Source organism: Microcystis sp. M20BS1 (assembly GCF_020245305.1).
GTDB classification, from domain to species: Bacteria; Cyanobacteriota; Cyanobacteriia; order Cyanobacteriales; family Microcystaceae; genus Microcystis; species Microcystis ichthyoblabe_A.
In genome coordinates this window covers 1-12,432 of sequence record NZ_JADBUZ010000184.1, presented here as the reverse complement: position 1 = coordinate 12,432, position 12,432 = coordinate 1, and the positions used below count along the sequence as shown (strand labels likewise).

The following is a 12,432-nucleotide window of genomic DNA, read 5'->3' as shown; positions in this document are numbered from 1 at the left end:
GTGAGCAGGGTGGGGATCATGATCACACCGAACCAGCCGACATAAAGACGGTTGTTGGTGCTGGTGATCCACTGGCAGAACTGCTCCCACAGGGAAGCGCTCTCGCGCTGTTGTAGAGTGGTGGTCATTGGTTTATGATTCCTATTAAGTTATCGAGGTACGATTGATTGATGATGTCTCTATCTTAAGGACTTTGTAACGGTTTGTAAAGGGGTTTAACGATATTGTTACTTATACCATTGATAAGCTGAGGTTATGTTAAGTCTATAGGGTTTCCTGGCCAAGTTTTCCTTTTGGGGAGTACGTCGTCAGAAGGCGATGCTAAATCAGGTCATACTTCATGTTTATGAAAAAAACCTAGATCTCGAACTCAGGTTAGACTAAAAAGGGAAATTTAATCATAATGGCGGTTGTCCTGACTATGGTAGAAAAAGTTCGTAAAACCGAGGCGGAATGGCAGGCCCAGCTAACTCCCGAACAGTTCCAAGTTACTCGCAAAAAGGGAACAGAACGGGCTTTTACGGGTAAATATCACGATAATAAAGAAAAAGGTATTTACAAATGTGTCTGCTGTGGTACGGAGTTATTTACTTCTGACAGCAAGTATGATTCGGGTACTGGTTGGCCGAGTTTCTGGACTGCTGCTAACGGGGCCAATATTAAGTACGAGCGAGATGTTAGTTTTTTCATGGTGCGGACAGAGATTGTTTGTGCCGCCTGTGATGCTCATCTCGGTCACGTTTTTAATGATGGTCCACCCCCGACGGGAAAACGCTATTGTCTCAATTCTGCCGCTTTGCAGTTTGAAAAAAATCCCTAAAGCAAAAAGAGGTCTGGAAAGACCTCTTTTTTTAAGTTCTAGTGGCAGCCGATTACAGTAAACCTGTATTAGTTCCCGGTTTGCCAGTAGCTAACTGCACTTTGACAATTTTGCCGCCCATTTTCATGATGCGTTGTTGCTCACGAAACCAATTATCGTAGGGAACGAGTTTGGTAAAATAGGTATTTTGTAATTCCCGTTGTGTCCGAATGCGGCTTTGGCTTGGAACACAAGCGGTGATTTTGAACATCCGCATGGATTGACTTCTCCTAATCGCTGAAAAACTTGTCGCTCAAACTAACGAGGGCTTTTTCCTAAAATAACAAAGGTCGGGAGTCAAGGATCAATACTAGCTCGTCAAAACCTATCTTGGACAGATTCAGCCTTTAAAGACCTAGCACTCATCCTCGGCTTCCCGAACCTATTTTGTCCGAGTTCGTTATTTCTAGCTTAAGCCAGAGCTAATGTAGTCGAAGTAAATCCCCATTTCTTTACCCGCATCAGCACCAACTAAACTAGCGGTGACTTCTTTCATCGCTTGGATAGCTTGAACGGTGGAGGAGATGGGTACACCTAAAGAGTTGTAGGTTTCTTTCAGTCCGTTGAGAACGCGCTCGTCGAGGATAGAAGGATCTCCAGCTAACATAGCGTAGGTAGCATAACGGAGATAGTAGTCGAGGTCACGGATACAAGCGGCGTAACGACGGGTGGTGTACATATTGCCACCGGGACGGGTTACGTCAGAGTATAACAGGGACTTAGCCACAGCTTCCTTAACGATACCGGCAGCGTTGGCGCTAATGACACTAGCGGCGCGCACGCGCAGTTCACCGGTGGCGAAGTAGCCTTTCAGTTTGCCGAGAGCAGAAGCGTCAAGGTATTTGCCTTGAACGTCAGCAGAGTTGATAACAGAAGTAATTGCGTCTTGCATGGTGGTTCTTCCTTGGGTTTTGCTTAATCTTAAGAGGTTTACGGGGGGTGTGTCTAGAACAATTCACAAAGGAGTTATTCTACGACATAGAGCCGATCACGTAATCGAAGTAGGAAGAAGCTTCAGAAGCATCGTCAGAAGACATAAGACCAGTAGCAACTTCTTTCATTTCGCGAACGCTTTGAGCTACGGCACCGATGTCGGTTCCTAAAGATTTGTACATTTCACGCACACCGACCAAACCGATTTCTTCAATCGGGGTGACATCACCAGCAACTACTCCGTAGGTGATTAAACGTAGGTAGTAGTCCATGTCACGCAGACAGGTAGCGGTCATTTCTTCGCCGTAAGCGTTGCCACCGGGGGAAACGATGTCAGGACGTTTTTGGAATAAGCGATCGCCAGCTTGTTTGACGATGGTTTCGCGAGCGCCAGTCAGGGTTTCAGCGATGCGTAAACGAGCGGCACCACTGGTAACGAAGGCTTTAATTCTGTCTAGTTCGCCGGGGCTGAGGTAACGAGCTTCAGCATCAGCATTCACGATCGATTTCGTGACGATACTCATTGATGGATTCCTCCCAACTAAGTGAGATTAATAAACTTAATCTGACATTTTATAGCAGTCGTGGTCACTACGCTTAAGTTATCTCGTTTCCGCCTCAGCGTCTCAAGACTTCCCTAGCTAGAGCGACCTAACGCAACTATTTTGCGGCATCTGGTTCACCTTCTCACTATTTTCGTAATACTTTTTAACATTTGCCCTGAGAAAGGAGCGCCGGAGTGGGGTGTAGGGTGTAGGGTGTGGGGTGTAGGGTGTAGGGTGTAGGGTGTAGGGTGTAGGGTGTGGGGTGTGGGGAGAATACAATGAAACTGTCTCCTGTCTCCTGCCTCCTGACGACTGATTTAGCCTAGCCAATTAATTGCCCCTTTAATCCAGTCTTCTGGCTGAGTATTTTTACTGAATAAAGCATCTTGACTGAGGACTGCGATAGCTCGATCGATCTCCTCCCGGCTGTATCCTAAAGCTAAAAGGGTCATCTGCACATCTTCGAGGATTTCCGCTGCCGGTAGTATTGCCGTGGTTGTCGTCGTCGCTTCTTTTAGCTGTCGCCATGCTGCCAATTTAGTTTTTAACTCTAAAGCGATTCTCTCTGCTGTTTTTAAGCCGACTCCGGGGGTTTTGCTCAAAATTTTGGTATTTCCTGTCACTATCGCCACCACAAGTTCCTCAATCCCCAAGGTATCGATTAAAGCTAGGGCTAATTGCGCTCCAACTCCATTGACGGAAAGCAGTTGACGAAACAGATCTCGCTCTGGGGCGGTGCCGAAACCGTACAATAAAGGCTGCTCCTCGCGAAGGAGTAGGTGAGTAAAAATCTGACGACTATCATTGTTATCTTTGCCGATGTCTAGGGCTAATCGCGAGGGAATTTGGATTTCGTAACCGATCTGGTTTACGTCTAAAATCAAGATCAGTCGGTTATTGGGGGTTTTGATCACCTCGATCGCTTGTCCGCGTAAATAATTAATCATTAATTTAGTTCTCCTACGAAAATAACCGAACCACAGCAATGACGGTTTTTACTCCCTAAAGGAATGCCGGAGAGATTTGCAGTTTTGTTACAATTGTTAACAGAAGTGAATGGCGTAATTGATAACCTAATCTTCTTGGCGTTAGTCCCCAACAATTGGAGAAGATACAAAATGAATGGCAACATTAGAGTCGGGAATCTCTTTGGAATTCCCTTTTATATTAATCCTTCTTGGTTCTTTGTTCTGGGGTTAATTACCTTAACCTATGGAGGAGAATTAAGTCAGTTTCCCCAGTTAACGGGAATTATGCCCTGGCTCTTAGGATTTTTTGCCGCTATTCTCCTATTTGCCTCCGTGGTTGCCCACGAATTAGGTCATAGTTTTGTTGCCATCGCCCAAGGTATTGAAGTCAAATCAATTACCCTCTTTTTATTCGGTGGTTTGGCAACTCTCGGCAGAGAATCGAAAACTCCTCTAGAAGCTTTTCTCGTAGCAATTGCTGGCCCTTTAGTTAGTTTACTGCTCTTCGGTATCTTCCTAATTATTGGTCTCAATATTAGCTTAAATGGGCCGATGGCGGCGATTCTTTCTCTGCTTGCCTATATCAACCTCGCCCTAGGGTTATTTAACCTAATCCCCGGTTTACCTTTAGATGGTGGTAATATCCTTAAAGCCATCGTTTGGCAAGTAACGGGTAATCCCAATAAAGGGGTTTTATTCGCTAGTCGCTTCGGTCAATTTTTTGGTTGGTTAGCGATTGTCATCGGTGCGCTATCAATTCTCGGAATCAGTCAATTTGGCAGTTTTTGGACGCTATTAATTGGCGTTTTCCTCCTACAAAATGCTGGCTTTTCCGCTCAATCAGCTAAGGTTCAAGATTTCCTAAGTCGCTACACCGCTAAAGATGTTATCTCTCCTAATAGTCCTGTAGTGCCGATTAATTTAACCCTGCGCGATTTTGCTAATAATTATGTTATCGGTAAACAACAATGGTCTAAATTCCTAGTTACCGATAGCGAAGGTAAACTATTAGGAGTGATTAATTTAGAGGATCTGAAAACAATTCCCACTTCCCAATGGACCCAGGTAAATATCGGCCAGTTATTACAAACTAGCGAAAGTCTCAAACTGGTTTTGTCTAATACTTCCCTCCTAGATGTGGTGAAAATTTTGGAAGGAGAAAATTTATCTCAAGTGACAGTGGTAGAGGAAAACGGCAGGGTTTTGGGGTTAATTGAAAAAGCTTCTATCCTTACTTTTCTCGCCCAAGAAACCCAAAGTCAAGCCGCTTAATCAGTTATCAGTTATCAGTTATCAGTTATCAGTTAGGTAAATGTATTTTTCACCTCAATATTCTCGCAGAATTTTGTCTAGTATCTCCTGACTATACTGACTGTCGCATTGCTTGCCATAATTGCTCGTATTCTTGCTCGGTTGCTGGCGATAAAGGGTTGAGAAAATCGCTTTTTTTGACTGCTTCTGGATTGACAAGTAAAGGATTATTTCTAATATCTGGGGGAATTTGATCGGGATTTTCAGTGAGAATTAGGGGTGATAATCCAGAGGTAAATAAAGAAATTTTATTAGCGGATTCTGGTTGCCAACAAAAATCAATCCATTGCTGGACAAGAGAATTAGGAGTAGTTAAAACTGGTTTTACCCACACATCTGACCAGAGAGAAGTGCCAGATTTGGGGACAACAACTTTGATTTTATTATAGCGATCGCTCACTGGTAAAATATCATTAGACCAACCCACAGACAGCCAGACATCACCGAGTATTAGGGGTTGTAAATAATATTGAGAACTATAAAATCTTACCTGTTTTTGTAAGGCGAATAGCTGGTCTTTTAGTCCCGTAACTTGTTTTAAATCACTAGAATTATAAGAATAACCCAATTTTTTTAGGGTTAAACCGATGACTTCGCGACGATTATCAATTAGGGCAATTTTACCGGTTAATTCCGGTCGCCATAGATCGGACCAATCCTGTGGCCGCCAGTCAAATTGAGCGAATTTTTTCTCATTATAGGCAATTACTGTCATTCCCCAACGGTAGGGCGCACCCCAGACTTTCCCCTCTGTTTGCAGTTGTCCTTGAGCATTGCGAGTCATATTTTCTTGCCAACGGGGGGGCAGTTTTGACCAATTAGAGAGTTGAGAAGTATCTAGGGGTTGAATTAAACCGTTGCTAATCGCTTTTCCTAGCCAAGCATCCCCTAGGGTGACTAAATTACCCATGGCTGGGTTTTGTTCCCTAAAAGGGATAGGAAACGAAAATTGTGAGGTTGGTTGCCCCTGATTTTTTAACCATTTTTCCAATAATTCTAATAGCTCTTTCAGCTGCCTTTCCGACTGAAAATTGACTTTTTTTTCGGCAATAGTTTTCTGAAAATCTGTTAGTAATCGCGGCGGAATCGAACCGGACAGGAGAAAAATGCTCGGCTCGCCGCTTCTGGAAGCGCAGCCATTTAAACCCCCCGCTAAGGCGATTGTACCTAATCCTTGCAAAAAAGAACGTCTATTTAACATATCGCCCGCCGATTCTCAACTTTAACAGTAATAATTGCCAGTTTCTAGCCTTGAATTATTATAGGACGATTTTTAACAAAATGTAAACTAGGGAGTTTTGCCGCTACCGATTTCAGCCATAAAAAGGCTTTGTTGTTAACTTTTATGGTAGAAAACTCTGATTTTGTCCTAGTTAAAGCTAGGATAGAAGGAGTAAGCTAAGGGGAGAGGTTATAAGACTATGTCAAACAATCATGATCGAGATTTCCATTATTCTTGTCGTTGTGGAAAAGCCAATTTTCAGTCTGTAAAACATCGATCGGGTATTTTATTAATCGGGGGAGCGGAAGGAGGTAAATTAGGAGAAGATCAAGCGACCACATGGTTATTAAATCGAGCTAAAGGCGGTAATTACTTAGTGCTGCGCTTTGGTGATCTTGGCGGTCAAGCCGATTGGATTTGCGACAATTATCCCTCCCTGATCGGCTCGGCAGCGGAACTATCAATTGATAGTCGTGAAGGGGCGAATCATCCTGATGTTATCGAATATATTCGTAATGCCGATATCCTTTTTTTTGCCGGTGGTGATCAAAATCAGTACGAGGATTTGTGGGAAAGCACAAAGGTGGAAACAGCGATCAATTATCTGATCAACGACAAAAAAGTTCCCGTGGCGGGAACCAGCGCAGGAATGGCTATTCTGGGGGATTTTTACTATGCGCCTACTCACGAAGGAGTACTGAGTTCAGAAATATTAAATAATCCCTTTCACTTCAACACCAAAGACTTCTATCGGAGTGATTTTATTCGGGTTCCTTTTCTCAAAAAAGTGGTGACAGATACCCATTTGGATCGACTCAATCAAGATCATCCCGAAACAAGATATGGTCGCCTTTTTGGTTTTTTAGCCCGTAATGTACACGATAATCACAATCAACTACCTGCCTACGCTATCGGTTTAGAAGAAGGTGCTTTTCTGGCGATCGATGAGCATGGTATCGCCAAAGTCTATGGCAACGGCACCGATAAGGGACAAGATGCCTATTTTCTGCAAACTAACGGGACTCTACCCGAACAGATGGAGCCGGATCGGCCTTTAATCTGGAATAACAACGGTCAAGCGGTGAAAGTCTATCGCATCGCGGGAACTCCCTCCGGCAGCGGTGAATTTGACCTCAAGGATTGGTCTAGTGCGGCTGGCGGTGGCTGGGAATATTGGTACACTAAAGGGGGAATGGCAGGGTTTAAGCGGGTTCTGGTAGCCTGAAGGTCATTTTTGTCAAAAAAGTGATTTCTATGGGTGTTAGGATTAATTTTGAGGCAATAAGGAGAATTTTTTGAGCTATGACCCCTGAATTAATCACTTTTGGTCGATATCTCGCGGGTGAATTTGAAAATCAACGGCAAGCGCAAGCAGAACCGGTGTGGTACGTTCACCTGCGTTTATGGTTACGTCCGTTGCCTTTATTTCGGGAAGACAGCATCGCGCTTTTTGCCGAACAGGCCAGTATCATCAATTTAGACCAACCCTACCGACCGCGACTGTGGCGATTAACGCGCTCGGAATCGGGAGGGTTAGAGGTTAGGCACTATATGTTTAATGACCTGAAATCCGTGCAAGGTGCGGGCAAAAATCCCGATATTTTGCGAAAAATTAGCTTAGAAGACCTAACTTTTCTGCCTACCTGCACTTTAGCGGTCAAAGTCCATACTCTCGCTGATAATCAATACCAGTTTATCGCCCAACCGCAACCGGAACAGCACTGTCAATTCACCTATGAGGGTACAACCTATCAGGTGGCTTTAGGTTTCGAGGTGACGAGTCATAGCCTAAAAACCTACGATAAAGGTCTAGATCCCGGCACTGGTAAGGGAATTTGGGGCGCTCTGCTCGGCCCCTATCAATACGAGAAAAAACAGGATTTTTCGGCAGAATTGGAGGTGTGAGGAAGATTGCATCACATTAGGTCAAAATGACGGCAGATAACACCGCAAACAGCCGCTAAAGCGGTAATTCCTAAAGCTGTACCGATGTCTTGTCCTTGATTGACGGCAAAAGAAGTGACGATTCCCGCACCTAAACCGGCTGTGATTGCTGCTCCGAGAAAATCTTTATCTGAGTTTTTATACATAGAGATAAGGCCAAATTTCGACAAAATCGTGTTTTTTACCTTATCATCCTCTTTTGAGCCACTAATCACCCGGAGGCGGAATTGCAATCAAGCTTTAGATTTAGCCACGTTTCTTAACATTAAGTCGGGTCAGATAGATAGGGGGTAAAATCGATGAAATTAGCTAAAATCTCTTTTTATGGCTTTTTAACGCTGATTATCTCCCTTTTGCTAATACTGAGTTTTGTTAATGCCAGCAAGGCACAATCGGATACGGCGGTAAGATCGGAGTTAATTAGTCTCCGCAATCGAGTCGAGCGCCTTGAAAGTCAGGTCCGAGGAATAACCATCCGCGGGGAAAATGCCGCTCCCATTCCCCAACGGCGATCGGGAACGGGTATAGTAAATGGGGAAGTAGTCGGGGAAAGTGACCCACTGTTCCAGCGTTTAGCCACTTTAGTAATTGAATTAAAGGAAGATTTAAAAAAGCTGGAGCAACGGGTGCAAATCTTAGAAAAAGAAACCGTTAGCCAGAAATCGTAGTCAATTGATGCTATAACGATCGAAAGTTAAATTGATCTGAAACTATGCAGTTAATTGATTATGTAATTGTGCTGCTTTATCTGGCAGGAACCCTAATAATCGGGATTATCGCCGAGAAAAAAGCTTCTCAAGGTCTAGAATCCTACTTTTTAGGTAATCGCAATTTGCCCTGGTGGATGTTAGGGGTGTCGGGAATGGCGGCTAACACCGATTTAGCGGGAACTATGGTCATTTCTGCCCTAATTTACGCGGTCGGACCCAAAGGACTATTTATCGAAATCCGCGGCGGTGTTGTCCTAATTATGGCCTTTCTCATGGCTTTTATGGGCAAATGGAATCGTCGCGCCCAAGTTATGACCATGGCGGAATGGATGAAGTTTCGCTTTGGACCGGGAAAACAGGGGAATTTTGCCCGAATTATTAGCGCCGTCGCCACTCTCTTATTCTCTATCGGTGCGATGAGTTATTTCTCCGTTGCGGGGGGGAAATTTTTAGGGCAGTTTCTGGGTATGGATGATCGTCTTGCTTCGGTGATATTAATTCTTTTAACCTTAATTTATACGGTGGCCAGTGGTTTTTATGGTGGGGTAATTACCGATTTATTTCAAGGGTTTCTGATTTTTGTGGCGGTCATTTATGTATCGACAGTGGCCTTTTTTACTGTTAATCTTCCCGATAGTTTCACGGTAGCAATTCCGGGGGCAGCAGAGCCAAAAACTTGGAATTTAAGCGACTGGTCTAGTATTTTCCCTTCGATGACCTTGGATTTACCCGGAGATTATGCCATCTTTAATTTGTTTGGTGGGGTGATTTTCTTTTATTTAGTTAAAACCATCATCGAAGGTTGCAGCGGCAGCGGTGGTTATATGTTACAACGATACCTAGCGGCCAAAAGCGATCGAGATGCCGGTTTATTATCTTTATTCTGGATTATTCTGCTTTCTTTCCGTTGGCCTCTAGTCACAGCTTTTGCGGTTTTAGGTATTCACTACGGTTTAACCGAAGGCACGATTACAGATCCAGAAAGAATTCTGGCCACGGTGATTACTCAATACATTCCTGTGGGGATGAAAGGGTTATTAATTGCTGCTTTTTTAGCGGCAGCTATGTCCACTTTTAACGCAGTTATTAACGCTAGTGCCGCCTATTGGGTCAAAGATATCTATCAAGCTTTTTTGAAACCAAATGCGGGAGAACAGGAGTTAGTTTTTCAAGGTCGTTTGGCCTCGATTTTTGTGGTAGTCATTGGCTTAGTTTTGAGTTTTAATATCCAAAATGTCAATGATATTTGGGGTTGGTTAACCACGGGATTAGGGGTGGGATTAGCAGTTCCTCTCCTATTACGTTGGTATTGGTGGCGCTTTAATGGTTATGGTTTTGCCGTGGGAACTTTAGCAGGAATGATTGCGGCTATTGCCTCACAAGCGATAATTTTACCTTTCTTTCGTCACAGTCAATATCAGGAACTTATTCTCTTTCTTGTGCCGAGTTTGTTCGCTTTAGCTGGCTGTATTATCGCTACTTTGTTAACTCCTCCTACCGATATTTTAGTTATGGAAAATTTCTATAATGTTACCAGACCTTTTGGCTTTTGGGGAGAAGTCCGTCAAAGTGTTAAACCTAACCTACAGGCAAAAATTAAAGCGGAAAATCAACGGGATATCATTGCCGCTTTTCTCACCGTTCCTTGGCAATTAGTCCTCTTTATGATGGGGATTGTTTTAATCATCAAGCAGTGGCAAAGTTTGAAGATTTTGGCTTTGGTTTTTCTTTTGCTTTCCATCGGTCTCTATTTTACTTGGTATCGACATTTATCTAAGGAAATTACCGTCACTAAAGACCGAGATTTAGGTTAGGCAGTTATCAGTTATCAGTTATCAGTTATGAGTAAGATCTCGTTCCCAGGTAGAACCTGAATACTATTTTAAGGCAGAGCCTTAGATATTGTGTTCCAAGGCAGAGCCTTGGAACAAGGGAAACTCGCAATCCAAAATCTAAAATCTAAAATCCCAAAAAGAGTGGAGGAGCGGGTATCATTTCTCCACGAAAATCTAGTAATTGCACCAGAATTAAATAAGCGATTGCGATCGAAATCGCTCTAGTAATGATCGCAACCAGTTTTCCTCGATTCATAAACAATCCCTCAACTGATATAGTCTTATTGTACTAATGCCAGACAATAACATCATCGCGATCAAAGCGAACTTTCTTCAACAGTTGATATTTGTCTTCTAAGGAGCGATAGCCGAGAGCCACTGCTGCTACTGCTGCATAGCCGCTACCTTCTAATTGCAGAATACGATCATAAGCCGCTGGCTCGATTCCTTCTAGTGGACAAGCATCAATATCGAGCAAGGCGGCGGTTTCCATCAGCATTCCCATCGCAATATAACTCTGTCGCTGAGACCACCATTGAACAATTGCTGAGCGTGGCCCATTAACTAAATCTGACACCATCAGATTCTTATAATTCTCCAGAGAAGCGACATCTAATTCTCGAACTTGAGCTATTTTTGCAACGAATTTCTCGACATATGCTACTTCAATTTTGGTAAGAGTAGCAAGTACCACATAGTGGGAGCAATCCTCTACTTGAGTTTGATTCCAACTGACCGGAGTAAGTGCCGCACGAATTTTTGGATCTTGAACGACAATAAATTTCCAGGGTTGCAAACCATATGAAGAAGGAGCCAGTCTCAAGCTTTCTTCTAAGATAAACCAATCTGCTTCAGAAATTTTTTTAGACGGGTCAAATTTTTTGACAGCGTATCTCCACTGAAGCTTTTCTAAAATTTCTTGAGGTTGAATCGTCATTATATCTCCTGGGCGATTGAGCGCTGGAATCTATTTTAAATTCTCTCAAAATCTGCAAAAAAAAAGCAAGCAAAATTTTGCCGTCAATTGTTAAGTTTGGTTAAGAAAAATAGCAAGAGCGGCAAGGAATAGAAATCCCTTACCGTTGACTTTGGCCGGACTCACCACTTCTTATAGGGTAAAAACTTACCCGACATGGTAATTTTAACGCGATCGCCTTTAGGGTCTTCCTCCTTATCCACGTCGAGGGTAAAATCGATCGCACTCATAATGCCATCGCCGAATTTTTCATGAATCACCGATTTTAGTGGCATTCCATACACCTGCATGATCTCGTAGAAACGATAAATCAGGGGGTCGGTGGGGACAACAGGACCCAATCCCTTGACAGGATACTCGGTTAAGGATGCGACGATTTCGGTTCCCAGTCCCAAAGCTGCCACAATTTTCGTTGCTTCTTCTATGGAGGCGCTCGCTTGCCGGTAAAAAACAGCGGCAATCCACACCTCATCTCGTCCTAGAATCGCTTCTAGGTCAGCGAAACTCAGTCCTTTTTCCTTCTTCGCTTCCAATAGTTTTGCAGTAATTTCGGGTATCATCGCTTATTTTTGCAGAATTTGTCTGCTTCTAGTTTACCTGAACATCAATTATATAAGTAAAAGTTATGACATTGATAAAAAAACATTTCTTAAAACCCCTTTACATAACTATAAAAAGCCGATAGTATTAACTCATGTCAAACAACGAACCTTGACAACCTAATACATACAGAAATTATCCAACCATGACTACAACTCTACAACAGCGCGAGAGCGCTTCCCTGTGGGAGCAGTTCTGCCAGTGGATCACCAGCACCAACAACCGTCTTTATGTCGGCTGGTTCGGTGTGATCATGATCCCCACCCTGCTCACCGCCACCACCTGCTTCATCATCGCCTTTATCGCCGCTCCTCCTGTAGATATCGACGGTATCCGCGAGCCTGTAGCTGGTTCTCTACTCTACGGAAACAACATCATCTCCGGTGCGGTTGTTCCCTCTTCCAACGCGATTGGACTCCACTTCTACCCCATCTGGGAAGCTGCTTCCTTAGATGAGTGGTTATACAACGGTGGTCCCTACCAGTTAGTCATTTTCCACTTCTTACTAGGTGTCTTCTGCTACCTCGGT

15 protein-coding genes and 1 pseudogene are annotated in these 12,432 nt (G+C 43.6%); 7 read left to right on the top strand and 9 right to left on the bottom strand.

Features of this window, described 5'->3' with window-relative positions; translation table 11 throughout:
• Window positions 1-128 (bottom strand): annotated as a pseudogene (locus IM507_RS17950) (photosystem II q(b) protein); the annotation flags it as partial.
• A gap of 275 nt (window positions 129-403) precedes the next feature.
• Between IM507_RS17950 and msrB the strand changes: the two are divergent.
• Window positions 404-820 carry a peptide-methionine (R)-S-oxide reductase MsrB gene (msrB, locus tag IM507_RS17945; protein ID WP_002791726.1) on the top strand — a complete coding sequence of 139 codons (417 nt, stop codon included), beginning with the start codon at window positions 404-406 and terminating at the stop codon, window positions 818-820.
• 52 nt (window positions 821-872) lie between these two features.
• Here the strand turns inward: msrB and IM507_RS17940 are convergent, their stop codons facing one another.
• The 4 genes from IM507_RS17940 to ruvA form a co-directional block, all read right to left on the bottom strand.
• Window positions 873-1,076 (bottom strand): phycobilisome linker polypeptide, encoded by a 204-nt coding sequence (locus IM507_RS17940; RefSeq protein ID WP_002739162.1) that lies wholly within the window; start codon window positions 1,074-1,076, stop codon window positions 873-875.
• A 189-nt stretch (window positions 1,077-1,265) separates the two neighbouring features.
• Window positions 1,266-1,751 carry an allophycocyanin subunit beta gene (gene apcB, locus IM507_RS17935; protein ID WP_002738786.1) on the bottom strand — a complete coding sequence of 162 codons (486 nt, stop codon included), beginning with the start codon at window positions 1,749-1,751 and terminating at the stop codon, window positions 1,266-1,268.
• Window positions 1,752-1,830: 79 nt separating this feature from the next.
• Window positions 1,831-2,316: a globin family protein gene (locus IM507_RS17930; RefSeq protein WP_002744263.1), complete on the bottom strand. Its 486-nt coding sequence runs from the start codon at window positions 2,314-2,316 to the stop codon at window positions 1,831-1,833.
• A 338-nt stretch (window positions 2,317-2,654) separates the two neighbouring features.
• Window positions 2,655-3,284, bottom strand: coding sequence for a Holliday junction branch migration protein RuvA (gene ruvA / locus IM507_RS17925; RefSeq protein ID WP_002739332.1), 630 nt, complete (start codon window positions 3,282-3,284; stop codon window positions 2,655-2,657).
• Window positions 3,285-3,347: 63 nt separating this feature from the next.
• On the opposite strand from ruvA, the gene IM507_RS17920 reads away from it, so the two are divergent.
• Entirely contained in the window at window positions 3,348-4,577 is a 1,230-nt protein-coding gene (locus tag IM507_RS17920) for a site-2 protease family protein (protein ID WP_287637460.1), read from the top strand.
• A gap of 91 nt (window positions 4,578-4,668) precedes the next feature.
• On the opposite strand, the gene IM507_RS17915 is transcribed toward IM507_RS17920, so the two are convergent.
• A complete protein-coding gene (locus IM507_RS17915; RefSeq protein ID WP_123230224.1) occupies window positions 4,669-5,817 on the bottom strand; it encodes a substrate-binding domain-containing protein in 1,149 nt (382 codons plus the stop codon).
• 220 nt (window positions 5,818-6,037) lie between these two features.
• On the opposite strand from IM507_RS17915, the gene IM507_RS17910 reads away from it, so the two are divergent.
• Window positions 6,038-7,063 (top strand): cyanophycinase, encoded by a 1,026-nt coding sequence (locus tag IM507_RS17910; RefSeq protein ID WP_069475051.1) that lies wholly within the window; start codon window positions 6,038-6,040, stop codon window positions 7,061-7,063.
• Window positions 7,064-7,140: 77 nt separating this feature from the next.
• The gene (locus IM507_RS17905) at window positions 7,141-7,743 is read left to right on the top strand and encodes a chromophore lyase CpcT/CpeT (RefSeq protein ID WP_002738654.1); all 603 of its coding nucleotides are present in this window, start codon (window positions 7,141-7,143) and stop codon (window positions 7,741-7,743) included.
• Window positions 7,744-7,754: 11 nt separating this feature from the next.
• Here the strand turns inward: IM507_RS17905 and IM507_RS17900 are convergent, their stop codons facing one another.
• Complete coding sequence (locus IM507_RS17900) at window positions 7,755-7,928, bottom strand: hypothetical protein (protein ID WP_002739017.1); 174 nt, start codon at window positions 7,926-7,928, stop codon at window positions 7,755-7,757.
• Window positions 7,929-8,081: 153 nt separating this feature from the next.
• On the opposite strand from IM507_RS17900, the gene IM507_RS17895 reads away from it, so the two are divergent.
• Together IM507_RS17895 and IM507_RS17890 are read left to right on the top strand one after the other, a co-directional pair.
• Window positions 8,082-8,450, top strand: a complete 369-nt coding sequence (locus tag IM507_RS17895; protein WP_123230223.1) for a hypothetical protein — start codon at window positions 8,082-8,084, stop codon at window positions 8,448-8,450.
• A gap of 44 nt (window positions 8,451-8,494) precedes the next feature.
• The gene (locus IM507_RS17890; protein WP_287637459.1) at window positions 8,495-10,306 is read left to right on the top strand and encodes a sodium:solute symporter family protein; all 1,812 of its coding nucleotides are present in this window, start codon (window positions 8,495-8,497) and stop codon (window positions 10,304-10,306) included.
• Between the two features lie 310 nt (window positions 10,307-10,616).
• On the opposite strand, the gene IM507_RS17885 is transcribed toward IM507_RS17890, so the two are convergent.
• Window positions 10,617-11,264 carry an NAD(P)H-dependent oxidoreductase gene (locus tag IM507_RS17885; RefSeq protein ID WP_016515431.1) on the bottom strand — a complete coding sequence of 216 codons (648 nt, stop codon included), beginning with the start codon at window positions 11,262-11,264 and terminating at the stop codon, window positions 10,617-10,619.
• A 161-nt stretch (window positions 11,265-11,425) separates the two neighbouring features.
• On the bottom strand, window positions 11,426-11,863 hold the full coding sequence (gene cynS, locus IM507_RS17880) for a cyanase (protein ID WP_123230222.1): 438 nt from the start codon (window positions 11,861-11,863) through the stop codon (window positions 11,426-11,428).
• A 185-nt stretch (window positions 11,864-12,048) separates the two neighbouring features.
• Here cynS and IM507_RS17875 point away from each other — a divergent pair.
• Window positions 12,049-12,432 (top strand): photosynthetic reaction center family protein (locus IM507_RS17875; protein ID WP_465246297.1); only part of this gene is annotated, 384 nt, incomplete at its 3' end.

Coding starts and splice junctions, on each gene's coding strand:
- IM507_RS17910 (WP_069475051.1), top strand. CDS start 6,038: ATGTCAAACAATCATGATCGAGATTTCCATTATTCTTGTCGTTGTGGA.
- ruvA (WP_002739332.1), bottom strand. CDS start 3,284: ATGATTAATTATTTACGCGGACAAGCGATCGAGGTGATCAAAACCCCC.
- IM507_RS17885 (WP_016515431.1), bottom strand. CDS start 11,264: ATGACGATTCAACCTCAAGAAATTTTAGAAAAGCTTCAGTGGAGATAC.
- IM507_RS17905 (WP_002738654.1), top strand. CDS start 7,141: ATGACCCCTGAATTAATCACTTTTGGTCGATATCTCGCGGGTGAATTT.
- IM507_RS17930 (WP_002744263.1), bottom strand. CDS start 2,316: ATGAGTATCGTCACGAAATCGATCGTGAATGCTGATGCTGAAGCTCGT.
- IM507_RS17890 (WP_287637459.1), top strand. CDS start 8,495: ATGCAGTTAATTGATTATGTAATTGTGCTGCTTTATCTGGCAGGAACC.
- IM507_RS17940 (WP_002739162.1), bottom strand. CDS start 1,076: ATGCGGATGTTCAAAATCACCGCTTGTGTTCCAAGCCAAAGCCGCATT.
- IM507_RS17900 (WP_002739017.1), bottom strand. CDS start 7,928: ATGTATAAAAACTCAGATAAAGATTTTCTCGGAGCAGCAATCACAGCC.
- IM507_RS17915 (WP_123230224.1), bottom strand. CDS start 5,817: ATGTTAAATAGACGTTCTTTTTTGCAAGGATTAGGTACAATCGCCTTA.
- msrB (WP_002791726.1), top strand. CDS start 404: ATGGCGGTTGTCCTGACTATGGTAGAAAAAGTTCGTAAAACCGAGGCG.
- IM507_RS17920 (WP_287637460.1), top strand. CDS start 3,348: ATGCCGGAGAGATTTGCAGTTTTGTTACAATTGTTAACAGAAGTGAAT.
- IM507_RS17895 (WP_123230223.1), top strand. CDS start 8,082: ATGAAATTAGCTAAAATCTCTTTTTATGGCTTTTTAACGCTGATTATC.
- cynS (WP_123230222.1), bottom strand. CDS start 11,863: ATGATACCCGAAATTACTGCAAAACTATTGGAAGCGAAGAAGGAAAAA.
- apcB (WP_002738786.1), bottom strand. CDS start 1,751: ATGCAAGACGCAATTACTTCTGTTATCAACTCTGCTGACGTTCAAGGC.